The organism is Streptomyces spinoverrucosus (assembly GCF_015712165.1).
Taxonomy (GTDB): Bacteria; Actinomycetota; Actinomycetes; order Streptomycetales; family Streptomycetaceae; genus Streptomyces; species Streptomyces spinoverrucosus_A.
This window is the reverse complement of sequence record NZ_JADPZX010000001.1, coordinates 4,212,246-4,237,600: the sequence shown is the minus strand read 5'-3', so window position 1 is coordinate 4,237,600 and position 25,355 is coordinate 4,212,246. Positions and strand designations below refer to the sequence as shown.

At 69.8% G+C, this 25,355-nt stretch carries 22 protein-coding genes, 1 tRNA gene and 4 pseudogenes; 15 read left to right on the top strand and 12 right to left on the bottom strand.

The window, feature by feature from the left end; all coding sequences use genetic code 11:
* The first annotated feature begins 6 nt into the window (after positions 1–6).
* Genes I2W78_RS19055 through I2W78_RS19035 form a run of 5 tightly spaced genes read left to right on the top strand, consistent with a single transcriptional unit; the run spans position 7 to position 3,455 of the window.
* Complete coding sequence (locus I2W78_RS19055; RefSeq protein ID WP_196461494.1) at positions 7–699, top strand: class E sortase; 693 nt, start codon at positions 7–9, stop codon at positions 697–699.
* A gap of 54 nt (positions 700–753) precedes the next feature.
* Positions 754–915, top strand: coding sequence for a hypothetical protein (locus tag I2W78_RS19050; RefSeq protein ID WP_196461493.1), 162 nt, complete (start codon positions 754–756; stop codon positions 913–915).
* A complete protein-coding gene (locus I2W78_RS19045; protein WP_196461492.1) occupies positions 912–1,550 on the top strand; it encodes an aminodeoxychorismate/anthranilate synthase component II in 639 nt (212 codons plus the stop codon). The genes I2W78_RS19050 and I2W78_RS19045 overlap by 4 nt, the downstream gene beginning before the upstream one ends.
* Positions 1,547–2,689 carry a class E sortase gene (locus I2W78_RS19040; RefSeq protein WP_196461491.1) on the top strand — a complete coding sequence of 381 codons (1,143 nt, stop codon included), beginning with the start codon at positions 1,547–1,549 and terminating at the stop codon, positions 2,687–2,689. The genes I2W78_RS19045 and I2W78_RS19040 overlap by 4 nt, the downstream gene beginning before the upstream one ends.
* A gap of 13 nt (positions 2,690–2,702) precedes the next feature.
* The gene (locus I2W78_RS19035; RefSeq protein WP_196461490.1) at positions 2,703–3,455 is read left to right on the top strand and encodes a class E sortase; all 753 of its coding nucleotides are present in this window, start codon (positions 2,703–2,705) and stop codon (positions 3,453–3,455) included.
* Between the two features lie 73 nt (positions 3,456–3,528).
* On the opposite strand, the gene pknB is transcribed toward I2W78_RS19035, so the two are convergent.
* The 6 genes from pknB to I2W78_RS19005 form a co-directional block, all read right to left on the bottom strand.
* Entirely contained in the window at positions 3,529–5,526 is a 1,998-nt protein-coding gene (gene pknB / locus I2W78_RS19030) for a Stk1 family PASTA domain-containing Ser/Thr kinase (RefSeq protein WP_196461489.1), read from the bottom strand.
* 171 nt (positions 5,527–5,697) lie between these two features.
* Positions 5,698–7,170, bottom strand: a complete 1,473-nt coding sequence (locus I2W78_RS19025) for a peptidoglycan D,D-transpeptidase FtsI family protein (RefSeq protein ID WP_196461488.1) — start codon at positions 7,168–7,170, stop codon at positions 5,698–5,700.
* Complete coding sequence (locus I2W78_RS19020) at positions 7,167–8,606, bottom strand: FtsW/RodA/SpoVE family cell cycle protein (protein WP_196461487.1); 1,440 nt, start codon at positions 8,604–8,606, stop codon at positions 7,167–7,169. Before I2W78_RS19020 ends, I2W78_RS19025 begins: the two co-directional genes overlap by 4 nt.
* Positions 8,607–8,633: 27 nt before the next feature.
* Positions 8,634–10,169: a Stp1/IreP family PP2C-type Ser/Thr phosphatase gene (locus tag I2W78_RS19015; protein WP_196464625.1), complete on the bottom strand. Its 1,536-nt coding sequence runs from the start codon at positions 10,167–10,169 to the stop codon at positions 8,634–8,636.
* 140 nt (positions 10,170–10,309) lie between these two features.
* Complete coding sequence (locus I2W78_RS19010) at positions 10,310–10,819, bottom strand: FHA domain-containing protein FhaB/FipA (RefSeq protein ID WP_196461486.1); 510 nt, start codon at positions 10,817–10,819, stop codon at positions 10,310–10,312.
* Positions 10,820–10,829: 10 nt separating this feature from the next.
* Positions 10,830–11,705 (bottom strand): FhaA domain-containing protein, encoded by an 876-nt coding sequence (locus tag I2W78_RS19005; protein ID WP_196461485.1) that lies wholly within the window; start codon positions 11,703–11,705, stop codon positions 10,830–10,832.
* A gap of 414 nt (positions 11,706–12,119) precedes the next feature.
* Between I2W78_RS19005 and I2W78_RS19000 the strand changes: the two genes are divergently transcribed.
* Positions 12,120–12,203: transfer RNA gene (locus I2W78_RS19000), tRNA-Leu, on the top strand.
* Positions 12,204–12,391: 188 nt separating this feature from the next.
* Here the strand turns inward: I2W78_RS19000 and I2W78_RS18995 are convergent.
* Positions 12,392–13,471 (bottom strand): hypothetical protein, encoded by a 1,080-nt coding sequence (locus I2W78_RS18995; protein ID WP_230885505.1) that lies wholly within the window; start codon positions 13,469–13,471, stop codon positions 12,392–12,394.
* 233 nt (positions 13,472–13,704) lie between these two features.
* Between I2W78_RS18995 and I2W78_RS40560 the strand changes: the two are divergent.
* Positions 13,705–13,977 (top strand): annotated as a pseudogene (locus I2W78_RS40560) (ATP-binding protein); the annotation flags it as partial.
* Positions 13,978–13,998: 21 nt separating this feature from the next.
* On the opposite strand, the gene I2W78_RS18990 reads toward I2W78_RS40560, so the two are convergent.
* The 3 genes from I2W78_RS18990 to I2W78_RS18980 form a co-directional block, all read right to left on the bottom strand.
* Positions 13,999–16,434, bottom strand: a complete 2,436-nt coding sequence (locus tag I2W78_RS18990) for an ATP-binding SpoIIE family protein phosphatase (protein ID WP_196461484.1) — start codon at positions 16,432–16,434, stop codon at positions 13,999–14,001.
* An 84-nt stretch (positions 16,435–16,518) separates the two neighbouring features.
* A complete protein-coding gene (locus tag I2W78_RS18985; protein WP_196461483.1) occupies positions 16,519–16,710 on the bottom strand; it encodes an ATP-binding protein in 192 nt (63 codons plus the stop codon).
* A complete protein-coding gene (locus I2W78_RS18980) occupies positions 16,704–17,129 on the bottom strand; it encodes a PAS domain-containing protein (RefSeq protein ID WP_196461482.1) in 426 nt (141 codons plus the stop codon). Before I2W78_RS18980 ends, I2W78_RS18985 begins: the two co-directional genes overlap by 7 nt.
* Positions 17,130–17,220: 91 nt before the next feature.
* Here I2W78_RS18980 and I2W78_RS18975 point away from each other — a divergent pair, with 91 nt between their 5' ends.
* From I2W78_RS18975 to I2W78_RS18965, 3 genes are all read left to right on the top strand, one after another.
* Positions 17,221–17,466, top strand: a complete 246-nt coding sequence (locus I2W78_RS18975; protein ID WP_230885504.1) for a hypothetical protein — start codon at positions 17,221–17,223, stop codon at positions 17,464–17,466.
* A 156-nt stretch (positions 17,467–17,622) separates the two neighbouring features.
* On the top strand, positions 17,623–18,669 hold the full coding sequence (locus I2W78_RS18970; RefSeq protein WP_196461481.1) for a zinc-binding dehydrogenase: 1,047 nt from the start codon (positions 17,623–17,625) through the stop codon (positions 18,667–18,669).
* A gap of 109 nt (positions 18,670–18,778) precedes the next feature.
* Positions 18,779–19,429 (top strand): TetR/AcrR family transcriptional regulator, encoded by a 651-nt coding sequence (locus I2W78_RS18965; protein WP_196461480.1) that lies wholly within the window; start codon positions 18,779–18,781, stop codon positions 19,427–19,429.
* On the opposite strand, the gene I2W78_RS18960 is transcribed toward I2W78_RS18965, so the two are convergent.
* Complete coding sequence (locus I2W78_RS18960) at positions 19,395–20,033, bottom strand: TetR/AcrR family transcriptional regulator (protein WP_196461479.1); 639 nt, start codon at positions 20,031–20,033, stop codon at positions 19,395–19,397. The two genes, I2W78_RS18965 and I2W78_RS18960, sit on opposite strands and share 35 nt — an antisense overlap.
* A 138-nt stretch (positions 20,034–20,171) precedes the next feature.
* Here I2W78_RS18960 and I2W78_RS18955 point away from each other — a divergent pair, with 138 nt between their 5' ends.
* The 5 genes and pseudogenes from I2W78_RS18955 to I2W78_RS41690 form a co-directional block, all read left to right on the top strand.
* A complete protein-coding gene (locus tag I2W78_RS18955) occupies positions 20,172–21,317 on the top strand; it encodes a VOC family protein (RefSeq protein WP_196461478.1) in 1,146 nt (381 codons plus the stop codon).
* Positions 21,314–22,252: a fumarylacetoacetate hydrolase family protein gene (locus I2W78_RS18950; RefSeq protein ID WP_196461477.1), complete on the top strand. Its 939-nt coding sequence runs from the start codon at positions 21,314–21,316 to the stop codon at positions 22,250–22,252. Before I2W78_RS18955 ends, I2W78_RS18950 begins: the two co-directional genes overlap by 4 nt.
* Positions 22,249–23,871 carry a bifunctional 3-(3-hydroxy-phenyl)propionate/3-hydroxycinnamic acid hydroxylase MhpA gene (gene mhpA, locus I2W78_RS18945; protein ID WP_196461476.1) on the top strand — a complete coding sequence of 541 codons (1,623 nt, stop codon included), beginning with the start codon at positions 22,249–22,251 and terminating at the stop codon, positions 23,869–23,871. Before I2W78_RS18950 ends, mhpA begins: the two co-directional genes overlap by 4 nt.
* Positions 23,868–24,104, top strand: a pseudogene (locus tag I2W78_RS18940) (acetoacetate--CoA ligase); the annotation flags it as partial. The gene mhpA and the pseudogene I2W78_RS18940, both read left to right, overlap by 4 nt.
* A gap of 3 nt (positions 24,105–24,107) precedes the next feature.
* A pseudogene (locus I2W78_RS41690) lies at positions 24,108–24,287 on the top strand (hypothetical protein); the annotation flags it as partial.
* Positions 24,288–24,407: 120 nt separating this feature from the next.
* On the opposite strand, the pseudogene I2W78_RS40555 reads toward I2W78_RS41690, so the two are convergent.
* Positions 24,408–24,683, bottom strand: a pseudogene (locus I2W78_RS40555) (ATP-binding cassette domain-containing protein); the annotation flags it as partial.
* Between the last annotated feature and the right edge of the window lie 672 nt (positions 24,684–25,355).

The following is a 25,355-nucleotide window of genomic DNA, read 5'->3' as shown; positions in this document are numbered from 1 at the left end:
CCGCCGGTGCGCTTAGTCGTCAGGACCGTCAGCGAACTGTGCATCACCGTCGGCACCGTGATCGTGCTCTTCGTCGTCTACGTGCTGTTCTGGACCGGCGTGCGGGCCGACACCGCCATGGACGACCAGATCGACCGGCTCCAGCAACAGTGGACCCAGGGCGCCCTGCGTACGACGGCCCCGCCAGCGCCGGGCGCCTCCGCCGCGCCCCCGAAGCCGGCGCCGTACGAGAACGGCGAACCCTTCGCGATCATGTACATCCCGCGGCTTGGTTTCACGTGGAACAAGCCCGTCCTCGAAGGCACTGACACCGGCACCCTGAAGAAGGGCCTCGGCCACTACGCCGGAACCGCGCAGCTCGGGCAGAAGGGCAACTTCTCCGTCGCCGGCCACCGGCGCACCTACGGCGATCCCTTCAAGGACTTCCCGCGGCTGCGGCCCGGAGACGCGGTGGTGCTGACCGACGGGACGACCTGGTTCACGTACCGGATCGACCAGGGGCCGTACAAAACCGTGCCCACGGACATTGAGGTGATCGACCCGCTGCCACGTAAATCCGGGTACACACGTCCGGGCCGCTATCTGACCCTGACCACCTGCGAACCGGAGTGGGGCCACAGCCACCGCCTCATCGTCTGGGCGCATCTGGATTCCACACAGCCTGTGGAGGCCGGGAAACCAGCCGCCCTGCGCCGTTAGTCTGGTGCAGTACGGCGTGAGTTTCTGGTGCCGTGGTGCGACGGAAGGGACGGCATGTACGGCTGGATCTGGCGGCATCTGCCGGGGAACGCGTGGATCAAGGCGCTGATCTCACTGGTACTGATCCTGGCCGTGGTCTACGTCCTGTTCCAGTACGTCTTCCCATGGGCCGAACCGCTGCTGCCCTTCAACGATGTGACGGTGGACAACCAGTGAGCGCGCGCATTCTCGTCGTCGACAACTACGACAGTTTCGTCTTCAACCTGGTCCAGTACCTGTACCAGCTGGGCGCCGAGTGCGAGGTCCTGCGCAACGACGAGGTCTCGACGGCACACGCCAACGACGGCTTCGACGGCGTGCTGCTGTCGCCCGGCCCCGGCGCCCCCGAGCAGGCCGGCGTCTGCATCGACATGGTCCGGCACTGCGCCGCCACCGGCGTGCCCGTCTTCGGCGTCTGCCTCGGCATGCAGTCGATGCAGGTGGCGTACGGCGGTGTCGTGGACCGTGCGCCCGAGCTGCTGCACGGCAAGACCTCGCTGGTCGAGCACGAGGGCAAGGGCGTCTTCGCGGGCCTGCCCTCGCCGTTCACGGCGACCCGCTACCACTCCCTGGCCGCCGAGCCGCCCACCGTGCCGGCCGAGCTGGAGGTCACCGCGCGCACGCACGACGGCATCATCATGGGCCTGAGGCACCGTGAACTCCCTGTCGAGGGCGTGCAGTTCCACCCCGAGTCGGTGCTGACCGAGCACGGTCACCGGATGCTGGCCAACTGGCTGGTGGAGTGCGGCGACGAGGGCGCGGTGGCGAGGTCGGCGGGGCTTGCCCCGGTGGTGGGCAGGTCCACGGCGTGACCGCCTTGCGCCCCGAGCGTGAGTCCGGCGCGACCGCCTACGGCGACGCCGGCGACCAGGGCACCTCGTACGGGCAGCAGCCGTACGAGGAGCCGGGTGCGCTCGGGGACTGGTACGGGCAGCAGCCGTACGAGGCACCGGTGGGCGGGGCATCGCTGGGTGAGGTGCCGCTCGGCGCCGCCCCGGTGGACGAGGAGACGATGGCCCTGCGGATACCGGATCCGTCGGGTGGGTCGACAGCGGGCACAACAGCCGCCACAGGAACCACAGGCGCCACAGCAGGCGCCAGAGCCACCGGAACCACCTCGGGTGGCCGCGCGGCCCGCAGAAAGGCCGCCAAGCGCCGCCACCGGCGCCACGCGGGCCACGCCGCCCATGCCGGCCCGCCCGGGGAGCCCTCGAAGGACGACGAGCGGGGCCGCCCGCTCTCCCGCGTCGAGGCCCGCCGGCTCGCCCGGGCCCGCAAGCCCGGCCCCGCGGTCATCGCCAGTCGGCTGATAGGTGAGGTGTTCATCACCACCGGCGTGCTGATGCTCCTGTTCGTCACCTACCAGCTGTGGTGGACCAACGTCCGGGCGCACGCCCAGGCCGGCAACGAGGCCAGCCAGCTCCAGGACGACTGGGCGAACGGCAAGCGCAACCCCGGTGCCTTCCAGCCCGGGCAGGGCTTCGCGCTGCTGCACATCCCCAAGCTGGACGTCGTCGTGCCGATCGCCGAGGGCATCAGCAACGACAAGGTGCTCGACCGGGGCATGGTCGGCCACTACGCCGAGGGCGCGCTGAAGACGGCGATGCCGGACGCCAAGAGCGGCAACTTCGGGCTGGCCGGGCACCGCAACACCCACGGCGAGCCGTTCCGGTACATCAACAGACTTCAGCCCGGCGATCCGATCGTCGTCGAGACGCAGGACAGGTACTACGTCTACGACATGGCGTCGATCCTGCCGGTGACCTCGCCGAGCAACGTGAGCGTCCTCGACCCGATCCCCCCGGGATCGGGCTTCACCAAGCCCGGCCGCTACATCACCCTCACGACGTGCACGCCGGAGTTCACCAGCAAGTACCGGATGATCGTCTGGGGCAAGATGGTCGAGGAACGGCCGCGCAGCAAGGGCAAGCCGGATGCGCTCGTCAGTTAAGGGCAGATGACACGTGGCAGCGACCACCGATCGTGAAGAGCACACCGACGCCGCCCCCGAGGCGCCCGAGCCACGGCGCCGCGGACCCGGCCCGATCGCCATGGCGGTCAGTGTCTTCGGTGAACTCCTCATCACCGCGGGCCTGGTGCTCGGCCTGTTCGTCGTCTACTCGCTGTGGTGGACGAACGTCCTCGCCGACCGCAAGGCGGACCAGGAGGGCAACAAGGTCCGCGACAACTGGGCCACCAACGAGTCGACCGGCCCCGGCGCGCTGGACACCAGGGACGGCATCGGCTTCCTGCATGTGCCCGCGATGACCAAGGGCGAGATCCTGATCAAGAAGGGCACGTCGTCGGAGCTCCTCAACGACGGTGTCGCTGGCTACTACACCGACCCCGTCAAGGCGACCCTGCCCAGCAGCGGCAAGAACGGCAACTTCTCGCTCGCCGCGCACCGCGACGGCCACGGCGCGAAGTTCCACGGCATCCACAAGCTGAAGAAGGGCGACCCGATTGTCTTCGAGACGAAGGACAAGTGGTACGTCTACAAGGCCTACGCCATCCTTCCCGAGACCTCGAAGTACAACGTCAAGGTCCTCGACGCGATCCCCAAGGAGTCCGGCCGCACGAAGGCCGGCAAGTACATCACCCTGACCACCTGCACGCCGGTCTTCACCAGCCGCTACCGGTACGTGGTGTGGGGCGAGTTGGAGCGCGTGGAGAAGGTGGACAGCGAGCGGACACCGCCGAAGGAGCTGCGCCGCTAGGCATCACGTACGAGTGAGCCCCGGCACCCCTCTCAGGGGGCCGGGGCTCACTCATACGTGCCGCGCGGGGCGGTCAGTCTCCGTCGCCGCCGCCGATGAAGCCGCCGTTGCCGTTGCCTCCGTTGTTGCCGCCGAGGTTCACGGTCGTCAGCGTGATCGGCGTCGCGGCCGGGTCGTCGACCTCGGTGCCGGGAGCCGGATCCTGGTTTATGACGAGAGCGGTGTCGCTCTGGTCGCTGCCGTTGGCGAACTGGATGTTGGTGAAGCCCTGTGCTTGCAGCGTCTGCTTCGCCTGGGCGACCGTCTGGTTGCGGGCCTCCGGCACCTGGGTCTTCTGCTGCAGCTTGCCGACCTTCATGGTCACCGTCGAGTCCCTGTCGACCTGGGAGCCCGGCGCCGGCGTGGTCTCGATGACCTTGTCGGCCTGGTTGGGATCGGTGACCGGTGTTTCGTCGCAGATGCCCGTGAGGTTGTTGTCCTGCATCCGCTTCTGGGCGTCCGCACAGCTCAGGCCGACGACGCTCGGGACGGTCGCCTTCTCCTCGGCCTTGGCGACCTCCAGCGTCACCGTGGAGCCCTTCTCCAACTCCGTGCCCGGGTCGGGGTCCTGGCTGAGCACCGTGCCCGTCTCCTGGGAGGAGGACTCCGTCGTCTCGGTCTCGACCTTGAAGCCCTTGTCCTCCAGTTGCTGCGTTGCCGTGTCGACGTTCTTGTCGATCACGTTCGGCACCGCCACCTTCGGCGCACCCGTCGACACCACGAGGTTGACGGTGGTGTTCTTGTCGACCTCCGTCTTGGGCTGCGGGTCCTGCGAGCAGACGTTGCCCTTCTTCTCCTCCTCGCAGGGCTTCTGCGTGACCGTTCCGACCTCCAGCTCGCTGTTGGCCAGGAGCTTTCTGGCATCGGCTTCGGTCTGGCCGACGAGGTTCGGTACCGGCACCGTGTCGTTGCCCACACCGCCGTTGCCGCTGAACGCGAACCGCCCGATCAGGATGGCGCCGACGAGGACCAGGACGGCCGCGACGACCAGCAGGATCGTGGAGGTGTTGGACTTCTTCTGGCGGCGCCGGTCCGGACGGTCGTCGTAGCCGAAGCCGCTGTCGTCCGGGTTGGCCGGCGGCAGCAGTGTGGTCGCGCCCGCGTGACCGTCGGAGCGCAGGGCCGTCGTCGGCTGGTCGTCGGGGTAGCCGCCGTAGCCCACGGAGGCCATGGCCGCCGTGGCCGCGACCGGCTGGCCGTCGAGGCAGGCCTCGATGTCGGCGCGCATCTCGTCGGCCGACTGGTAGCGGTAGTTCGGGTCCTTGACCAGTGCCTTGAGGACGATCGCGTCCATCTCCGGCGTGATCTCGGGGTCGAAGACCGACGGAGGCTGCGCCTCTTCCCGTACGTGCTGGTAGGCGACCGCGACGGGAGAGTCGCCCACGAAGGGCGGGCGGACCGTCAGCAGTTCGTACAGCAGGCAGCCGGTGGAGTAGAGGTCGCTGCGCGCGTCGACCTGCTCGCCCTTGGCCTGCTCCGGGGAGAGGTACTGGGCGGTGCCGATCACGGCGGCCGTCTGCGTCATCGTCATTCCGGAGTCGCCCATGGCGCGGGCGATGCCGAAGTCCATGACCTTGACCTGGCCGTTGCGCGTCAGCATGACGTTCGCCGGCTTGATGTCGCGGTGGACGATGCCGTTGCGGTGGGCGTACTCCAGGCCCTGGAGGATGCCGATGGTCATCTCCATGGCGCGCTCCGGCAGCAGTTTGCGGCCGGAGTGCAGCAGCTCACGGAGTGTGGAGCCGTCGACGTACTCCATGACGATGTACGGGATCGAGACCCCGTCGATGTAGTCCTCGCCCGTGTCGTAGACCGCCACGATCGCGGGGTGGTTGAGCGAGGCGGCCGACTGGGCCTCCCGGCGGAAGCGGGCCTGGAACGACGGGTCACGCGCGAGGTCCGCGCGCAGCGTCTTCACCGCCACGGTGCGGCCGAGGCGGGTGTCATGCGCGAGGTAGACCTCCGCCATGCCACCACGGCCGAGCACCTGACCCAGCTCGTACCGGCCGCCGAGGCGACGCGGCTCTTCCATAAGCTACCTACCAGCCCTCTCCGTCGGTCCCGACCGGCATGTCGTGCGGCCGGAGACTGCCGTCCGGGCCTACCGTACCCGGCTCGCTCTGTGTGACCTGGCCAAGCCCGTCAGCCGATACAGGACCGGTATCCCAACGTGCATCGATGTGAAGACGACGTGACGGGGCTCTCACTGCTTGCTCTTGATGACCGCCTCCATGACGCTCTTCGCGATGGGGGCCGCGAGGCCGCCGCCGGAGATGTCGCCACGGTCCGCCGCCTCGTCCTCGACCACCACGGCCACGGCGACCGGCGAGCTGCCGTCGTCGAGCTTGGCGTACGAGATGAACCAGGCGTACGGCTTCTCGCTGTTGTCGACGCCGTGCTGGGCGGTACCGGTCTTGCCGCCCACGGTGACGCCGTCGATCTTCGCGTTGCTTCCCGTGCCCTTGTCGACGACCGTCTCCATCATCGACTGCAGGACCTGGGCGTTGTCCGGGGACAGCGGCTTGCTGAGCTCTTCGGGCTCGGTCTGCTCGATGGTGGTGACGGTGGACGCCTGGAGCTTGTCGACCATGTACGGCTTCATCAGCGTGCCGTCGTTGGCGACGGCGGAGGCGACCATGGCCATCTGCAGCGGGGTCGCGGCGGTGTTGAACTGGCCGATGGAGGACAGCGCCACCTCTGAGGGAGCCATGTCCTCGGAGAACACCGACGCGTTGGCGCGGACCGGCGTGAACTGCTCCTCGGTGAAGCCGAACTCCTTCGCCGTCTCCAGCATCTTGTCGTTGCCGAGGTCGGAGCCGACCTTGCCGAAGACGGTGTTGCAGGACCACTGCAGGGCGACCCTGAGGGTCGCGTTCTTGCAGGGGATGTTCCCCTCGTTCTTCAGCACGGTCGTGGTGCCCGGCATGGTCCACGGCAGCGGCGTCTTGGTGGGCGAGTCCGCGTCCGTGTACAGCCCGTGCTCCAGGGCCGCCGCCGCGGTGACCACCTTGAACGTCGAGCCCGGCGGGTAGGTCTCGCGCAGCGCCCGGTTGAGCATCGGGTCGTTCGCGTTGCCCTTCTTCTGGAGCTTGTTCCAGGCCTTCTGGTCGTCGTCGGAGTACCCGGCGATCGTCGAGGGGTCGTACGACGGGTAGGAGGCCATCGCCAGGATCGCGCCGGTCTCCGGGTCGAGGGCCACCACCGCGCCCTTGCCGCGCTTGGCCAGACCCTCGTACGCGGCCTTCTGCGCGGCCGCGTTGAGGGTGGTGACGACGTTGCCGCCCGCCTTCTTCTTGCCCGTGAGCATGTCGAGGGTGTTGCGGAAGAACAGCCGGTCGTCGTTGCCGGTGAGGATGCCGTCCTCCAGGTTCTCCAGCTGGTTGGTGCCGAAGGCCTGGGAGGCGTAGCCGGTGACCGGCGCCCACATGGGGCCGTCCTTGTAGGTGCGGACGTACTCGAAGTCGCCGCTGGAGGCCTGCTTGGAGCCGGTGATGGCCTTGCCGTCGACGATGATGTCGCCGCGCGGGGTGGCGTACCGCTCGATGGCCACGCGGCGGTTGTCGGTGTCGGAGGCCAGCTCGTCCGCCCGGACGTACTGGAGCCAGTTGTCGCGGATCAGCAGCGTCAAAACGAGCAGTCCGCAGAAGATCGCGATCCGGCGCAGGGGCTTGTTCATGACGGGCGGACCACCTGGGTCATCTCGGCGTCGGGGTTGGGGGCGGGGGACGGCGCCGGGCGGCGCGCGGTGTCGCTGATTCTCAGCAGGATGCCGATCAGCGCCCAGTTGGCGATCACGGAGGAACCGCCGTAGGCCAGGAACGGCATCGTCATACCGGTGAGCGGGATGAGCCCCATCACACCGCCGGCCACGACGAACACCTGCAGGGAGAAGGCGCCGGACAGGCCGATGGCGAGCAGCTTGCCGAACGGGTCGCGGGCGGCGAGGGCGGTACGCACGCCGCGCTCCGCGATCAGCGCGTACAGCAGCAGCAGCGCCATCACACCGGCCAGGCCCAGCTCCTCGCCGAAGGTGGCGAGGATGAAGTCGGAGTTGGCGGCGAACCGGATGAGCTCGGAGTGGCCCTGGCCCCAGCCGGTGCCCAGGGTGCCGCCGGAGCCGAACGCCCACAGTGCCTGCATGGCCTGCTCGGAGTGACCGCCGACGCCCTGGCGGGAGAGCGTGTACTCGCGCATCGGGTCGAGCCAGGCGTCGACGCGCTGCTGGATGTGCGGTTCGAAGGAGGCCACGCCGACGGCGCCGACCGCGGACATCAGCAGACCGAAGACGATCCAGCTGGTCCGCTCGGTGGCGACGTACAGCATGATGACGAACATTCCGAAGAACAGCAGCGAGGTGCCGAGGTCGGTCTCGAAGACCAGGATCAGGATCGACATCGCCCAGACCACGAGGATCGGGCCGAGGTCGCGGCCGCGCGGCAGGTACAGGCCCATGAAGCGGCGGCTGGCGAGCGCGAGCGCGTCCCGCTTGACCATCAGGTAGCCGGCGAAGAAGACCGCCAGCACGATCTTCGCGAACTCACCGGGCTGGATGGAGAATCCGGCGACCGAGATCCAGATCTTGGCGCCGTAGATGTTCTGGCCGAGGCCCGGCACCAGTGGCAGCAGCAGCAGGAACAGCGCGCCGACCATCGAGATGTACGTGTAGCGCTGCAGGGCGCGGTGGTCCTTGAGGAAGATCAGCACCACGATGAACAGCGCGATACCCATCGCCGTGTACAGCAGCTGGCGCGGGGCGGCGGTGCCGGCCTGGCCGATGTCCTGCAGCAGCTCGGACTGGTCCAGCCGCCAGATGGCGACCAGGCCGAGGCCGTTGAGCAGGGTGGCCAGCGGCAGCAGCAGCGGATCGGCGTACGGCGCGAACTTGCGGACGACGAGATGGCCGACGCCGGCCAGCAGGCCCAGGCCGAGCCCGTAGCTCAGCAGGCCGGCCGGCACCTCGTCGTTGATGGCGAGGCCGACGTTGGCGTAGGCGAAGACCGGGATGACGACGGCGAACACCAGAAGCCCGAGCTCGGTGTTGCGCCGGCTCGGCGTGCCGATCGAGCCGATCGTGGACGTGTGCTGCGTCGACGGGTTGGTAGTACTGCTCATCGTGTGACGGGGCCTCTCACGGCTTGCCTACTGCTTACCGCACAGCGAGACGACCTTCTGCTCTTCCTCCGAGAGGCTGGGGCCGGGGCTGGGAGTGGGCGCGGTCGCGGACTGGGTCGGGGACGGGGATCCGGTGGCCGACGGGGTCGGCGTGGCCTTGGACGTGAGGGAGGTGCGGGTGGTTCCCGTGGTACCCCCGGCCTCGCCCTGGCCGGTCTGCGCGTTGTTCTCGCTCTCGGCGGCACGCCGCTCCGCCTGTTTCTGGCACGCGGAGGCCTGCACGGCCAGCTCGTCGATCTTCGCCTGGGCGTTCTTCAGCCCGCCCTCGGCGATCGTCGCCTTGACCAGCTTCTGCTGGTACGGCGGCAGGTACTTGAGTTCGATCTCGGGGTGGTCCTTCTCGACCTCCGACAACGAGACCCAGGCCAGGTCCTGGCTGATGCCCCGGTACAGCGCGACGTGTTCGCCGTTGGTGCCGACGTAGTACTGGCTCTGCGTCCAGCGGTAGCCGCCGTAGAGGCCGCCGCCGATGACGGCCAGCGCGAGGACGCCGTAGATGGATCTCTTCAGCCAGCGGCGCCGGGGCCGCGGCTTGACGAAGTCCTCGTCGCCGTAGTCGCCGAAGCCGTCGGTGGGGATGTATCCGGTGGTGTCGCCGGAGCCGGGTGGGCCGAACTCGCCGCCCCCGCCGCCCTGTCCGGGCCGCTGGCGGCCCAGGTGCGCGGCACGGCCGGCCGGGGTCTGCATGATGCCGTTGTCGTGCAGGTGGTTCTGGTTCTCGGCGACCGCGCCCACCACGACCGGGGTGTCGGACAGCTGCCCGGCGAGAGTGTCGCCGGTGTCGAGGTCGAGGACGTCGGCGACGATGACGGTGATGTTGTCCGGGCCGCCGCCGCGCAGCGCCAGCTCGATCAGCTGCTGCACGGTCTCCTGCGGGCCCTGGTAGCTGGCGAGGGTCTCCTCCATCGTCTGGTGGGAGACGACTCCGGACAGACCGTCGGAGCAGATCAGGTAGCGGTCGCCGGCCCGCACCTCGCGGATCGACAGGTCGGGCTCGACGTGGTCGCCGCTGCCGAGGGCGCGCATCAGCAGGGAGCGCTGCGGGTGAGTGGTGGCCTCTTCCTCGGTGATCCGGCCCTCGTCGACCAGGCGCTGCACCCACGTGTGGTCCTGGGTGATCTGCGTGAGGACACCGTCACGCAGCAGATACGCGCGCGAGTCGCCGACGTGGACCAGGCCGAGCCGCTGGCCGGTCCACAGCAGGGCGGTGAGGGTGGTGCCCATGCCCTCCAGCGACGGGTCCTCCTCGACCATCTGGCGCAGCTGGTCGTTGGCGCGCTGGACGGCCGCGCCGAGCGAGGTCAGGACGTCGGAGCCGGGGATGTCGTCGTCGAGCTGGACGATGGTGGAGATCGCCTCGGAGGAGGCGACCTCGCCGGCCGCGGCGCCGCCCATGCCGTCGGCGATCGCGAGCAGGCGTGGACCGGCGTATCCGGAGTCCTCGTTGCCCTCGCGGATCATGCCTTTGTGCGAACCGGCGGCGAAGCGCAGTGACAGACTCATGCGCACCTCGCCCGTCGGCTCCGGGTACAGCCGGTCGTGTCGAGCCACACTGCCCACCCTCCGGTCGGGAGCGCGCCGGGGCCCCGGGTGTGGACCGCCGCTGCGTGCTCGCTCCGCTCGCGCTCATTCATGATGTAGCACTACTTCCGCAGCTCGATGACGGTCTTGCCGATGCGGATCGGTGCACCCAGCGCAATCGGCGTGGGGGTCGTGAGGCGGGTCCGGTCGAGATAGGTGCCGTTCGTGGACCCGAGGTCCTCGACGATCCACTGGCCGTCCCGGTCCGGGTAGATCCTGGCATGCCGGCTGGAGGCGTAGTCGTCGTCCAGCACGATCGTGCTGTCGTGCGCCCGGCCCAGGGTGATGGTCTGGGACTGCAGCGCGACGGTGGTGCCGGTGAGTGTGCCCTCGGTCACCACGAGTTTGGTGGGGGCGTTGCGGCGCGCCCGGCCGCCGGCCGGCTGCTGGCGCTGCTGCGGGGGCGCCTGGCGCTGGGCCTGCTGGGCCCGGCCCGCGTCCCGTCGGGACCCGCGCTGAGTGACGCGTGTACCGAACAGATCGCTGCGGATGACCTGCACGGCCACGATCACGAACAGCCACAGTACGGCCAGGAAACCCAGCCGCATGACCGTGAGGGTCAGCTCTGACATTGCCCCCGGATCACCCTTCGGCTTGCCTATAGATAACGGTGGTGCTGCCCACGACGATCCGCGAGCCGTCGCGGAGCGTAGCGCGGGTGGTGTGCTGCCCGTCCACCACGATGCCGTTGGTGGACCCGAGATCCTGGATCGTCGAGGGCGTTCCGGTCCGGATCTCACAGTGCCGGCGCGATACGCCGGGGTCGTCGATCCGCACGTCGGCGTCGGTGCTGCGGCCCAGCACCAGCGTCGGGCGGGAGATCTGGTGGCGGGTGCCGTTGATCTCGATCCAGTACCTGGTACGGGAGCCAGGGGCGGCGCCGGGCGCGGCGCCGGGACGCTGGGCGGCGGGCTGGGCCGGCTGCGGATAGCCGTACCCGCCGGGGCGGGCGCCGGGCGGGGGCGCCGAGGGCATGGGGGGAGCGCCGGCGGGCTGCGCGGGGGCGCCCGGCGGCGGGTAGCCGTAGCCACCGGCCGCGGGGCGGGCACCGCCGCCCGCGGGGGCGGGGGCCTGCTGGCTGCTGGAGGAGGCGAGCGTACGGCTGCGCACCCGGTACAGACCGGTGTCCAGGTCGTCCGCCTTCTCCAGGTGGACCTTGATCGGGCCCATGAACGTGTAGCGCTGCTGCTTGGCGTAGTCGCGGACCATGCCGGCGAGCTCGTCGCCGAGCTGGCCGGAGTAGGGGCTGAGGCGCTCGAAGTCCGGGGCGCTCAGCTCCACGATGAAGTCGTTGGGGACGACGGTCCGGTCCCGGTTCCAGATGGTGGCGTTGTTGTCGCACTCGCGCTGGAGCGCGCCGGCGATCTCCACCGGCTGGACCTCGGACTTGAACACCTTGGCGAAGGTGCCGTTGACCAGACCTTCGAGACGTTGCTCGAACTTCTTCAGGACTCCCATGGGGCACCTCCTCCGGTGTTGCCGTCCTGTCTACTGCCTACCCGGTACTGCTTACTGATCGTATCCACGCGCCGGTTAATCGGCTGGTTCCCCCTGTCAGCCCGGTCGACGGGTGTCGACGCCTGACGAAGTTCCCTTCGGCGCTCCCCTTCGAACGTCGTCTGGCATGGATCGTAGAGGGGGTCACAAACAAGTGTCCCGCACCGGACTGTGGACTCGGTCCGGCTCCTGGGCAGACGGGCCGGACCGGTACGAGGTTGATACGTGCGCGGGCCTCCTGGCCGTTCGATGTGCCGGTGCGGGGGTGTCCCTGCCCGGGACAAGGCATGTGAACCCACCCCGTCCTGCGTGCTAATGTTCTGGGTGTCGGAAGGCGCCAGCCCCAAAGGGGAAGGGCCGAAAGACACACCCAATGCGCGGGTGGCGGAATAGGCAGACGCGCTGGATTCAGGTTCCAGTGCCCGCAAGGGCGTGGGGGTTCAACTCCCCCCTCGCGCACCGAGAGAAACCGACGAAACGGGTCTCTGCAGGTGACGGAAGTCACCGCAGGGGCCCGTTTCTCGTTTCCATGATCGCCGTGAGGCATCACACAGCCTGGTCAGGTCACACGACAGGCCCCGACGCGTGAGCTATCTCACGGGTGGGGGCCTGTCTTCGTGGTCCTGTGGTGCCGGGGTCGGATCGATCTATGCCGCTGGCGCCAGGTGGCCGGTCGGGGTCCAGCTCCTCGGCTCTTTCTTCGGGCGGCGGTGGTGGGTACGTCGGCGGGGGCGTTCGCCGCCGAGCGACAGTGTGTCCAGCCACTTCTTGATCTTGCGGCGGTTCGCGTGGGCCAACTGGAAGGCGAGCAGGATCGTTTGTGCCGCAACCGCGGATACGGCGGGAGCCCGCGGATTCGGTGCCCTCGGCGAGGGGGTTCTTGGCGTAGCTGTTGTAGCCCTCGATGCTGTTGCGGAGCTGGAAGTACACCCTCTGCCATTCCGGGCTGCCGTAGTCGAGGGCCTGCCATTGCTTGGCGCCGGGTTCGGGGCCGATGGTGATCGTGCGCTGGCGGCAGACCTTGAGCGGGCCGGTCGGGCTGGGTTCGGGGTCGATGAGGGGCAGGTGGATGCCTCGCCCGAGAGTGCGAGGTTTGATGGGGCACTGGGCCTTGCCGCTTCGGCGGGACACATCATCCGCTGGTAGCCGTCGGCGTCGGCGTTCTCTTTGGGCATGATGCGGTAGCTGCGGCGAGCGGCGATCAGTTTGATCCAGGTTTCCCGGTCGATGCGGTCGGCGTGCAGGTCGATGGTGGCGTTGATGAGGGGATCGGGCATGGAGGGGCAGTACCAGCGGCCCTCGACGAGGATCGCGCCGTGTGTTCCGGCCTGCTTGCCGAGCTGGTCCGCGCGGTAGTCGTAGACGGGTTTGTAGCCCATGGCTCGGACAGGGAGCTGCCACTCGTCGGGGTCGGAGTTGTTGTAGGCGCGGTCGCCGGCGAGGTAGCCGGGTTTGTATCCACGCTCCCGGAGTCGGTTGAGGATCTTCAGGCCGCTGTACGCGGGGCGGTGACCGGGCTTGTCGAGGGCGACGCCGAGGACGAGGGCCGGGAGGACTTCGGGGTTGGGGGTGCCGTCGTCGAGGAGTACCGCTTCATGCTCGGCGTCTCGGGTCACGATGAGGTGGGCGTCGTAGCCGAAGAGGTACTTGTTCCTGAGCGACGTCTTCTTCCTGCGCTGAGAGGTCTTGGGCTTGCCCTTCTTGGCGGGCGGCGGAGACGGGCGCATGGAATCGGCGACTGGCGCGTCGGTCTCGTACGTACCAGCCGGCGTCCGGGCCCGTGGCGAGCTCCGGGCCGTTCGCACGGCGGCGACGGGAGAAGGTACGTACAGGAGTGGCATCGATGCCCAGGGACACCTCTGCGAGCTCGGTCAGCAGGTCGTGCAGCGGGCGCACGGAGGCGTCCAGCATGAACTCGGTGAACAGTGCGAGCCGTCGCTCGCGCTCCGAGAGGTCTTCGGCCAGCTGGGACGTGGACCCCGACCCCGTCTCCGTGTCGGGGGCCCGGTCGAACGTCGCCCGGCAGTTGATCAGTTGGGGCCTGGAGAACCTCGAGTTCACCGCCGAACTGATGGTCAGTGAACTGGTCACCAACGCCATACGTTACGGTCGTCGTCCCATACGGCTGCGCCTGATCCGCGACCGTGCCCGCACTTTCGACGAGGGAGGACGCGGTCTGCTGTTGGTCGCCCAACTCGCCGAGCACTGGGGAACACGGCACGCCCGACAGGGGTGCAGAGTGCTCAGGCCGTGGTCAGCGGGGGCACTCGATGGGCTGTTCGGACCAGATGGTCTTGTGGTTCTGGCCATGGCGGCAGCCCCATCGGTCGGCGAGTTGGGCGACGAGGAACAGGCCGCGTCCGCCCTCGTCGGTGGTGCGGGCGCGGCGCAGACGGGGTTGGGTACTGCTGGAGTCGGTGACCTCGCAGACCAGAACGCCGTGGCGGATCAGTCGCAGCTCCGCCGGCGGACGACCGTAGCGGATCGCGTTGGTGACCAGTTCACTGACGATGAGTTGGGTGGTGAACAGGAGGTCGTCCAACCCCCATGTGGTGAGTTGGCGGGTCGTCCATTCCCGGGCCTCGGAGACGGCGGCGGGATCGGCCGGTATCTGCCAGTGAGCGGTGTCCTCGCCCGGTACGGCGCGGGTGCGTGCCAGCAGCAGGGTTGCGTCGTCACGTGATGCTTCGTCCACCAGATCGGCGAGAAGGGCCCGGCCGGTCTCGTCCAGGGCGCGGTCCGGGCGGCAGGACGCGGCGAGCGCATCGGTCAGCCGCCGGAGCCCGTCGTCGATGTCGTCGGCGCCCCGGTGGACCAGGCCGTCGGTGTAGAGCGCGAGGACGCTGCCCGGCTCGAGGTCGATCGTGGTGGTCTCGTACGGCATGCCGCAGACGGCGAGGGGCGGCCCCGGGAGAATGTCGACGGTTTCGGCGGTTCCGTCGGGCCGGACGAGTACGGGCGGAGGGTGCCCGGCACTGGCCATGGCACAGCGTCGGGTGACCGGGTCGTAGACCGCGTACAGGCAGGTGGCGCCCACGAGGTCGTGGGTGTCGGATGGTGCTTCGGCCGCGAGGCGCTGGACCAGGTCCGCGGTCCGGGTGAGCAACTCGTCCGGCTCGAGTTCGAGATCGGCGAGCGTCTGGATGGCGGTGCGCAGGCGGCCCATGGTGGCGCTTGCGGGGATGCCGCGGCCGATCACGTCTCCGGCGACGAGGGCCAGCCGGAAGGAGGGCAGGGCGATCGCGTCGTACCAGTCGCCGCTGGTGCCCGCTCCGCCACCGGTGGGCAGGTAGAAGCCGGCGGTCTCGGCTGCCGGAGTGTCGGTCGTGGCCGGAGGAAGCAGGCTCTGCTGCAGGGCCACGGCCGCTCTGTGCTCGCGCGTGTAGCGGCGGGCGTTGTCGATGGCGAGTGCCCCCAGTGAGGCGATCTGCCTCATGAGATCCACCTCGTCCTCGGTGAACGGTTCGGACAGGCCGGTGCGCCAGACCACGATCGCGCCGAGGGTGAGGCCGCGGGCGTGCAGCGGTGCCACCATCACCGCATGGACGTCGTGCGGAAGGAACTGCTCGACCAGCTGCGGGCCGCCGATCAGCGCGACGAAGTCGTCCCGGCCGTAGACGACCGTCTCGCCGTGCTGGGAGCTGCGCAGGAGGGGATGGTCGGACAGCGGTGGGACGAGGTTGCCGAGCTTGATGCCGGCCGCCCACGCGGCGTTGGCCGGCGCCAGGGCCGCGGTGCGCAGATGCAGATCTCCTCCGCCCAGCCGCTCGGCGGGTTCGTCACCGTCGAAGACGGCCTGCGCAAGGTTGACTGAGACGAGATCCCCGAAGGCGGGTACGAGGACGTCCGCGAGGTCCTGCGCGGTCCGCACGACATCCAGGGAACCCCCCACGCGCTCGGCGACCTCGCGGGCGAGATCCAGCTGTCGACGGGCGCGCAGTCGGTCGGTGTCGTCGATGTACAGGGCCGCGACCCCCGTGGGGCGTCCTCGCGCGTTCTCCAGACGGAAGGCGGACAGCGACAGCGCGTGCCGCCGCGCCGGATGGTGCCGCCAGCTCACGTGCTGGTTCCTGCGCAGCACCGGGACGCCCGTCTCGAGCACCTGACGCAGCACCGCCTCGACGTTCTCGGCGTCCTCGGCGCACAGCACGTCGCTCAGCCGGGTGCCGGGCTGTACGGGACGGCCGTCGAGAGTGTCCGGCGTGGCGTTCGTCTGCACGGTGGTGAGGTCCGTGTCATGCAGAGCGATCGTGATCCGGTTCTGTGCGGACAGTGCGCGCAGGAGCGCCGCGCCGTGCTGGTGGTCGGCGACGTAGTGGGTGGGTGCCGCCAACACGAGGAACTTCGCCGAGCCGTTCACCCTTGTGGTGCGGAACGTGACGTCGATCGTGTTGCCGCACCGGTGCCACAGCCGCACCCGCCCGGATGTCGGAACGTGCCTGACCCCGCGCAGGTCGTCAGGGAGGTCGGCCACCAGTTCCCGCACGGGGCGGCCGTGTACCTCCTCGGCGCAGAACCCCGTCAGGTCCTCTGCCGTCCCGGTCCACCCCGCCACCGCCCCTCGATCGTCGACAACGGCGGCTGCCAGGCCGTCGAAGGCGGGCGTCCTGCCGCCCGGACCGGCACCGGAGACGCTGGTTCCTTGTGAGGCGCCTGCCGAGTCGGCGTTTTCCATGTTCGCTGAATCCATGTTCTCCGGCTTCCTTGACGAGCCTGCGGCTACGAGAAATGGGCATCGGTCGGGCGGCTGTCAGCCGCCTGGTTCGTCGGCGGGTCACAGGGCGCCGGCTGCGGAGGGCAGGTCCTGTTCGGCCCAGACGACCTTGCCGTCCGCCCCGGAGCGCGAACCCCACCTGCGCGACAGCCGAGCGACCAGGTGGAGGCCGCGGCCGTGCTCGTCGAGACTGCGGGGATGACGGGGGCGTGGGTGGCCGGTGTTGGTGTCGGAGACCTCACATGTCAGCACCCGGTGCTGAGGAGCGACTCCCGCACCGGTCCCCCGGTCGCCCCCAGGGACAGCGCCCCTATGTCCGTCACGGACACCAGCCACCGGGTGCCGGCGTCCTGCCCCCGCAGCAACGACACCCGCAGCGTCGTCTTCAGCGTGTGGCCGTCGCGGTGGCGTATAGCCGCGGTACCGGACCAGCCACCCTGCGCGCGGCATCGCTCGGCGAACGCCGAAGTCCTCCGGGCGTCCTCGGGGGGCGGCAGCACGTGCGCCACGGACCGGCCCACCACCTCCCCGGCCGAGTAACCGACAAGCTGCTGAGCGGCCTGCGTCCACCCCACCACGATGCCCTCGGCATCGAGCATCGCTATCGCGGCGTCGGGCATCTCACGGGGGCTCACCGGCTCGGTGAGAAGGGTGTGGTCGGTGTTCGTCACCGCGGTCCGTCCCATCGGTGCGGAAGTGAGAGAGCGTCGGCACGTGGCGCGGCGGCCCTGTGTGCGGCCGGGATGAACCGCCTTCTCCGCGGTGACCGGCCACCCGGCCCGGTTCGTGCAGAACGCCATCGCCCATGCCGCCGACACGGTGTGGCAGGCGATCGAGGACGGCGCGTACATCTACGTCTGCGGTGACGGCCGCCGCATGGCCCCCGCCGTCCGCGAGGCACTCGCCGCCATCCACCGCCAGAAGACCGGCAGCGACGACGAGACCGCCCAGCAGTGGCTCGCCCAGCTGGAGGCGGACGAGCGCTACCAGCAGGACGTCTTCGCCTGACCGTCGCACGCCGTCAAGGCGCGCCGACCCCCAGCCGCCGGGAGGCGTGCGGACGTCCTGCCTCCCCGCACGCCTCCCGGCCCCACAGCCACTCAGACACCCCAGGGCCCATGGCCCGAACCACCGGGTCGTGCCGCTCACAGAAAGCAGATCACCATGGACACCATGCTCGCCGGACGCTTCCACCTGGACAGCAAGAAGTTCGCCGTGGAAGAGGTCCCGATCCCCGTGCCGGGCCCGGGCGAGGTCCTCATCCAGGTCAAGGCCGCCGGCGTCTGCCTCTCCGACGTCCACCTCCTCGACGGCTCCCTCGTCCCCATGTTCGCCACCTCCGACACGGTCACCGTCGGCCACGAGGTCTCGGGCGTCATCCACACGCACGGCCCCGACCTCAAGCGAGGCCTGCCCGTCGGCACCCGCGTCACCCTGGAGGCCGGCAAGACCTGCGGCACGTGCGCCGGATGCGTGCGCCACCGCCCCTGCACCCAGATGCTCACCGCCGGCATCGACTACGACGGCGGCTGGGCCGAGTACGTCATCGCCCGCGAGGACACCCTCATCCCCATCCCCGACAGCCTCCCCTTCGACCAGGCCGCGATCATCCCCGACGCGGTCTCCACCCCCTACGCCGCCGTCGTCGCCACCGCGGGCGTCCGTGCCGCCCAGTCCGTCGGCGTCTGGGGCGTGGGCGGAGTCGGCGCGCACAACGTACGCCTCGCCCGCCTGGTCGGCGCCGCCCCGATCATCGCCGTCGACCCGCTGCCCGGCGCCCGCGAGCGCGCCCTGGCCTTCGGCGCGGACCTCGCGCTCGACCCGGCAGCCCCCGACTTCGCCGACCAGGTCCGCGCGGCCACCGGCGGCCGCGGCCTCGACTTCGCCTTCGACTGCGCCGGCGTCCCCGCCGTCCGCGACCAGGCCGCCTCCGTGCTCGGCCTGGGCGGCTCCCTCATCCTGGTGGGCATCACCCCCCGGCCGCTGACCATCACCGAGGGCCTGACCTTCAACTACCTGCAGAAGCAGGTGCGCGGGCACTACGGCGGCTTCCCCGAGTCCGTCTCCGAGCTGGTGCAGCTGACCGCGGCCGGCCGCCTCGACCTCGCCCCCTCCATCACGGACCACATCCCGCTCATCGACGCGGCCAACGCGGTCAGCCGCCTGGAGAACAAGATCGGCGACCCGATCCGCCTCATCCTCGTCCCCTGACGCCCGTCAGCAGGACACCAAGCCACCCTGGGCAGGGGTGAGTGGGCGCCGGTGCGTGAGGGAGCACCGGCGCCCACGGCTTCTCCGGCAACCGTGGACAGAAGAAACCATGCGGACGACCGACACCCCGGGCCGTACTGTGCAGCGCAAGGATGCTCACGCCAACCGCCGACGCATCCTCGCCACCGCCCGGCGGAAACTACGGGAGGACCCGGACGCGAGTCTCGGCAGCATCTCTCAGGCGGCCGGCGTTGCCCGGCGCACCCTCTACGGACACTTCCCCAGCCGACATGCGCTGATCGCCGACCTGACACAGGAAGCAGGCCGTGAACTTCGGCAGGCGTTCGCCAGAGCCCGTACCGCGGATGCCGACCCGGTCGAGGCGATGACACGGATGGTGCTCGCGGCATGGACGGTGGGCGACCACTACCGCATGCTCATCACCTTGGGACGGCGCCATCCGGGAGAGGACGAGATCCGCACCACCCTGGCACCGGCCCGCGCAGAGGCCGTCGCAACCCTACGGCGTGGTCAGCGCGAAGGCGTCTTCGCGGACCACCTTCCAGCACCCGTCCTCGCCCAAGCACTGGAGGCACTCATGCTGGCCCTCGCCGAGGAGAATGCCGCATGCCCGTGGGCGGACCCCACTTGTGAGGCCGCGGCAACCGCGTTGCTCGTTGCCGCTGGCGTAGCACCACGTAGGGCCGCGCTTCAGGTGCAGGAGGTCATCGGGCGAGTTCGGGCAGCGGGCGCCGGGTGACCTCGTGGGCGTCCTCCGCAGCGAGGCCGAGCATGCGCAGGACCATCTCGGCCAGGTCGGAGGCGGCCTCGTCGCCGTCGAGGTCCGGGCGGTCCAGCCGGAGAGCCATCAGGGACAGCAGGGTGCCACCCAGGGCGGACAGGGCGGTGGTCGCGTTGCCGCATGTGAAGCGGCCTGAGGCGATGCCGATCTCCAGGTCGCGCAGGGCGCGTGGGGCGAGGCCGCGGTCGGAGTGGATGTGCGCCAGGCCGCGGTCGCGCAGGATCCGCATGAGTTCCGGGTGGGAGTCGGCCATCCGGGCGGTGAGCCGGAAGCCGACCGCGACCAGCTCGGCCGGGTCGTCGATGCCTTCCACGCGCGCGTCGATGACCTGCCCGAACTCATCCAGGGCGTCCGTCACCGCCGCGTCGAACAGCTCCGTCTTGGACTCGAAGTGGTTGTAGAAGGACCCGAAGCCGACATCGGCGCGCTCGGCGATGGCCTGGATGCTCGCGCTGGTGTCCCCGGTTTCCGCGAGGATCTGCCGGGCCGCACGGACGAGCGCCTGGCGGGTCTCGGCGCGGCGCCGCTCGAAGCGGTTCTTGGGCGGGGCTGACGTCGGCATGCCGCCCAGTGTAACCGTCGCAGCGATGACACTGCCATTACTGATGAGACCCTCAATTATTTGGGCTGCGCCTATTGACGACGAGAAACGGCAGAGTTGATGATTTCCTCATTACGGCAGTGTTGCTTGGAGGACACCATGTCCCACATCCCCGTTAACAAGGGCGGTCCTCTGACGCCCCACCAAGACCTCCACAGCGAGCAGGGCGCCCTGCGCGGTGAACACCCCGGACGAGCCCGGAATCCAGTGATCAAAGTGGCGGATCTGGCCTGGCTTGAGTTCGAGAAGCCGGACCTGGACCGGGCCGAGGTGTTCGCCCGTGACTTCGGCTTCGCGATCGCCGCGCGCACCGATCACGAGCTGTGGCTACGCGGCACGTTCGCGGGCTCTCCCTGCATGGTCATCCGGCGAGGGCAGGCGTCCCGCTTCCTCGGACCGGCGTTCCGCGCGGCCGAGCGGGCCGATGTGGACCGGCTGGCCGCCGCCGTCGGACACACCGTCCGGGACATCGACGTCCCCGGCGGCGGCCGGTCGGTCGCCCTGTTCGATCCCTCGGGACTCCCGGTCCGGGTCGTGCACTGCGCCGAACCGCTGCCCGCGCTGCCCGAGCAGCCGCCGCTGCTCCTGAACTTCGGCACGGACCACCGTCGTACGAACACCACCCAGCGCCCGCCCCGTGAGCCGTCCCGCATCCAGCGTCTCGGCCATGTGGTGCTGGAGACGCGGGCGTTCACCCGCACCCTGGACTGGTACCTGGACACCCTCGGCATGATCGTGTCCGACTTCCTGTTCCTCGACGGGCAGCGCCGGCGCGGGCCGACCATGGCGTTCATCCGCTGTGATCAGGGCAGCACGCCCGTGGACCACCACACCCTCGCCCTGCACCTGGGGCCCGGTACCGGTTACGTCCACTCCGCCTACCAGGTCACCGACCTCGACGCGATCGCCGCCGGTGGGGAGTACCTCGCCGAGCGCGGCTACCAGCGCAGCTGGGGCATCGGCCGCCACATCCAGGGCAGCCAACTCTTCGACTACTGGCGCGACCCGGACCGCTTCATGCTGGAGCACTTCGCCGACGGCGACCTGTTCTCCTGCGACCTCGAGCCCGGCTGGGCGCCGATGTCGGCGAGCGGCCTGGCCCAGTGGGGCCCGCCGGTCACCCGCGACTTCCTGGGCGCCAACCCGTCCCCCGCCAAGCTCCGCGAGGTCATGACGGCCCTGCGCGGCGACAACGAACTCGACCCGGCGCGCCTGCTGGGCCTGATGAAAGCGATGAGCTCATGAGCACCAACGTTCTGCGCACCGCCGACGGCTGGTGGGCCGTCCGGGACGAGCGCGCCGTCCGCATCGACACCAAGGCGGTCACCACCGCCGAACTGATCGCCGACCGGGACGCGGTCCGCGAGGCCGCCGCCTCCGCCGAGAGCGGCACTCCCGTCGCCGACCTGGTGGCCCTGCCTCCGGTCACCACCCCCTGCCGGGTGGTCGCCCAGATGGTCAACTACCGCAGCCACGCCCGCGATTCAGGCTTCACCGGCGACATCCCGCCCACGTTCTTCCGTAAGGCGTCCGGCTCGGTCAGCGGACCGCACGAGACGATCGTCCGCCCGGCGCACGTGAAGTTCCTCGACTACGAGGTCGAACTCGGCCTCGTCATGGGCGCCACCCTGCCCGTCGGCACCGTCATCGAGGAGCAGGACCTGCCGCGCTACGTCGCCGGGCTTGTCCTGACCAACGACGTCAGCGCCCGCGACGTCCAATTGACCAAGACCCAGTTCTACGAGAGCAAGTCCTACCCGACCTTCACGCCCACCGGGCCGTACCTGGCCCTGCTGGAACCGGAGGACTTCGACCGTCTGATCGACCTGCGGCTGCGGCTGTCGGTCAACGGAGTGCCCCGCCAGGACCGCACGCTGGCCGACATGATCGTACGGCCCGCGCAGGCGCTCACCCTGCTCGCCCGCTTCCAGACCCTGGACCCGGGTGACCTGTTGCTGACCGGCACGCCCGGGGGCACCGCCCTGAAGGCCCCGCCCAAGCCGGTCGAGAAGATCGCCGCGTTGCTGCCGCCCGCGCTGAAGTGGAAGGCGTTCTTCAAGGGCCAGGCCAAGAACCCGCGTTACCTGCGAGGCGGTGACCTCGTCACCGCCACGATCGCCACCCCCGACGGGCACATCGACCTGGGCGAGCAGCGGACCCCTGTGGCGGACGCGACGTGAGAGCCACAGCCCGGAGGCCGGTGGTGATCATCGGTGCGGGGCCCGTAGGAGTCACGGCCGCGCTTCTGCTGGCCCGGCGCGGCGTGCGCAGCCTCGTCCTGGAACGCCACCGGGACATCTACCCGCTGCCGCGCGCCGTCGTGGTGGACGACGAGGTCCGCCGGATCCTGCAAAGTGCTGGTGTCCACGAGGAGTTCGCCGCCTTCAGCCGTCCCGCACGCGGGCTGCGACTGCTGGACGCCCGGCGCCGCATGATCGCGGAATTCCCGCGGTCGCCGCACGGCCACCACGGCTTTCCGCAGACCAGCATGTTCGACCAGCCGGAGCTGGAGCGTCTGCTGCGCGACGCCCTGGCGCGCCGCCCGGAGTGCGAGCTGCGGGGCGGGGTGGAGGTCGTGTCCGTCACCCAGCCCACTGACGGTACGGGACCCGTCCGGGTCACCCTCCGGGGCGACGGCAGCGATGAGGAGGAGCACGTCTGGGCCGATGCCGTCCTCGGCTGCGACGGCGCGGGCAGCCTCACGCGCGAGGCCATCGGCGCCGTGTGGGAGGACCTGCACTTCGAGGAGAGCTGGCGGGTCATCGACGTGCGCACCAGCCGCCGGGTGCGCACCTGGGAGGGCGTCGAGCAGATCTGCTGCCCCACCCGCCCGGCCACTTTCATGCGCGTCGGCGAGGACCGCTACCGCTGGGAGTTCCGGCTGGCCGCCGATGAGTCCCTGGACGGCCCGGACGGACTGGAGCGCCTTCGCGAACTGGTCGCCCCGTGGGTCGACCTGCCGTCCCCGGTCTCGCCGGGCGACGACTTCGAGGTGATCCGGCAGGCGCAGTACACCTTCCGGGCCCGCCTCGCCGACCGGTGGCGCCAAGGACGCGTCTTCCTGCTCGGCGACGCCGCCCACCTCACCCCGCCCTTCATCGGGCAGGGCCTGTGTTCGGGCCTGCGCGACGCCCACAACCTCGCCTGGAAGCTCGCCCGCGTTCTCGGGCAGGGCGCGGACGACGCACTGCTGGACACCTACGAGCGCGAACGCAAGCCGCACGTCCGCCACGTGATCCGCGTCGCGGTCGCCGTCGGCTGGGCCATGACCGGCGGCCAGGACCGCGCCGCGGCGCTCCGCCGGGCCGTCGTGGGCGCGGCCTGCCGCATCCCCGGCGTGACGGCGACGGTGAGCCGCGACCTCAGCCCCACACTGACCGCCGGCCCGCTGGTACGGCGGCGCGCGCGGCTGACCGGCCGCATGCCGGCCGGAACCCTCGTGCCACAGCCCTGGGTGACCGTCGACGGCAGGCGCGTACGCCTCGACGACGTCCTCGGGGACTCCTTCGCCGTCCTGACCGCCGTGCCGCCCACCCCGCGGATGACGGTCGTGGCCGAGGCACTGGGCGCACGCACGATCCACGTCGGCGACCTGGGCGACGACGGTGCCCTGGCCGCCTGGCTGACACGTGGCCGGACGGACGCCGTCCTGCTGCGCCCCGACCGCGTCGTGATGGACACCGTCCCCGCCGGCGCCGGTGACTTCACCGACACCGCCGCCTGGGCGCCGCTGCTGCACACAGCCCGCCGTCCCGCCGATGCCCGGCCCGTCCCCCTGCCGAGGAGCACCGCACCATGACCACCCCGCACCGCACGCCGTATCCGGAACCGTTCCTGCCGCCCGACCCGAAGGCAGCCGCCGGCAGCCGCATCGCGGACTTCGCCCGCTGGGCCGCCCGGCACCGGGGTGCCGAAGGGATCCAGGACCCCACCGACTACCAGGCCCTGCACCACTGGTCCGTCACCGACCTGGAGGGGTTCTGGGCCGCGGTGTGGGAGTACTTCGACGTCGACGCGACCACTCCGTACGAGCGGGTACTGGCCATCCCGCACACCAAGACCGGCAAGAAGCTCGAAGTCCCGGTCAAGCGCCTCCTCCAGGGCGCCCCCGCCGGGCAGGTCCTCAACCCAGCGGCAGTCGACAACCCCGAACTCATCGACTTCTACGCCCGGTTGGGCGCGGAGCGGACCAAGCGGGCCACACACCTCACATGACCTCGGCCAAGGGCTCGGCACTGCAGACCCGGTCCCGCCGAGTGGCACCGGGGCGGAGACCCCGCCCCGGTGCCACACCATCCGCAACACCGAAGGCCTCAGCTTCGCGCGTTCCTTCTCACTGGCGGTACTCACCTGGACACCGCCCACCTGGATCTCGCCGGTGTCGGCGAGATCCAGGCCTGCCAGCAGATTGAGCAGGGTCGACTTACCCGAACCGCTGGCGCCGTAGATGCACACGAACTCGCCGGACCGTGCAATGAAGTCCACATCCCGCGCGGCCCACACAGTCTCCACCTCGGAGCGGTAGGCCTTACAGACCCCCCTGGTTCGGATGAGCGCGGCATCCACGGCGTCGGTCAACTCAGCAGCCGTTCCATTGGAGTCTCCGGCCATGCAGCCGTCGTACGTGGCGGAGCGGTTGGCCCACGAGTCCATCTCGTCGTTCTTGTCGCCGGTCAGGTTGGTGAACGTGGTGCTGCCGTGCGCTCACCGATCAGCCACGCTGGGCGTCATCGACAAGGCCCCGAACAGGAGCGTTGCCGACGCTATGACCGTCCTGGCTCTCAAGATGTCCCCTCCGTTGACTGTGTGGACTTGAGCGACAGCGAAGCGTGTCGCTCGTTGCCGGCAGATCATGTTCATGCACATGTTCATGAACATGTGCATGCGTCAACAATGCGATCACCTCAGAGGTTCTTTTCAGACACAACCTCCCCACGGATGACGGCCGACGCCAAGTGCCTCATCAGTCCGTCGCGCAGATCATCGACGACGCACGAGGAGCTGCCGGCGGGCAGGGTCGGAGCGTCGTGGTCACCGGCCGCCGCCGGAGAGCTGAGCGGGGAGCCCGGAGGCCCGCAGTTCTTTGAGGTCGGGGATGTGGTTGTAGTGGGTGCCCACCGAAACGCCGAGCAGGGCCCGGTGGTTTCGATGCTGTTCTCCGGGTTGGGCAGCATGTCGCGGGCGGCGCGCAGCAGTTTGTTGTTGACGACGGTGAGCCGGCCGCCGAACCCGGTGAACAGGGCCGGACGCCGCTCCCGCCCCGCCAGGTCTTCGGTGTCGGCG

Bases quoted from the DNA above. Each gene is read 5' to 3' on its own strand.
- I2W78_RS19050 (WP_196461493.1), top strand. From the start codon at position 754: ATGTACGGCTGGATCTGGCGGCATCTGCCGGGGAACGCGTGGATCAAG.
- pknB (WP_196461489.1), bottom strand. From the start codon at position 5,526: ATGGAAGAGCCGCGTCGCCTCGGCGGCCGGTACGAGCTGGGTCAGGTG.
- I2W78_RS19025 (WP_196461488.1), bottom strand. From the start codon at position 7,170: ATGAACAAGCCCCTGCGCCGGATCGCGATCTTCTGCGGACTGCTCGTT.
- I2W78_RS19020 (WP_196461487.1), bottom strand. From the start codon at position 8,606: ATGAGCAGTACTACCAACCCGTCGACGCAGCACACGTCCACGATCGGC.
- I2W78_RS19015 (WP_196464625.1), bottom strand. From the start codon at position 10,169: ATGAGTCTGTCACTGCGCTTCGCCGCCGGTTCGCACAAAGGCATGATC.
- I2W78_RS19010 (WP_196461486.1), bottom strand. From the start codon at position 10,819: ATGTCAGAGCTGACCCTCACGGTCATGCGGCTGGGTTTCCTGGCCGTA.
- I2W78_RS19005 (WP_196461485.1), bottom strand. From the start codon at position 11,705: ATGGGAGTCCTGAAGAAGTTCGAGCAACGTCTCGAAGGTCTGGTCAAC.
- I2W78_RS18995 (WP_230885505.1), bottom strand. From the start codon at position 13,471: ATGCGCCCGTCTCCGCCGCCCGCCAAGAAGGGCAAGCCCAAGACCTCT.
- I2W78_RS18990 (WP_196461484.1), bottom strand. From the start codon at position 16,434: ATGGATTCAGCGAACATGGAAAACGCCGACTCGGCAGGCGCCTCACAA.
- I2W78_RS18970 (WP_196461481.1), top strand. From the start codon at position 17,623: ATGGACACCATGCTCGCCGGACGCTTCCACCTGGACAGCAAGAAGTTC.
- I2W78_RS18965 (WP_196461480.1), top strand. From the start codon at position 18,779: ATGCGGACGACCGACACCCCGGGCCGTACTGTGCAGCGCAAGGATGCT.
- I2W78_RS18960 (WP_196461479.1), bottom strand. From the start codon at position 20,033: ATGCCGACGTCAGCCCCGCCCAAGAACCGCTTCGAGCGGCGCCGCGCC.
- I2W78_RS18955 (WP_196461478.1), top strand. From the start codon at position 20,172: ATGTCCCACATCCCCGTTAACAAGGGCGGTCCTCTGACGCCCCACCAA.
- I2W78_RS18950 (WP_196461477.1), top strand. From the start codon at position 21,314: ATGAGCACCAACGTTCTGCGCACCGCCGACGGCTGGTGGGCCGTCCGG.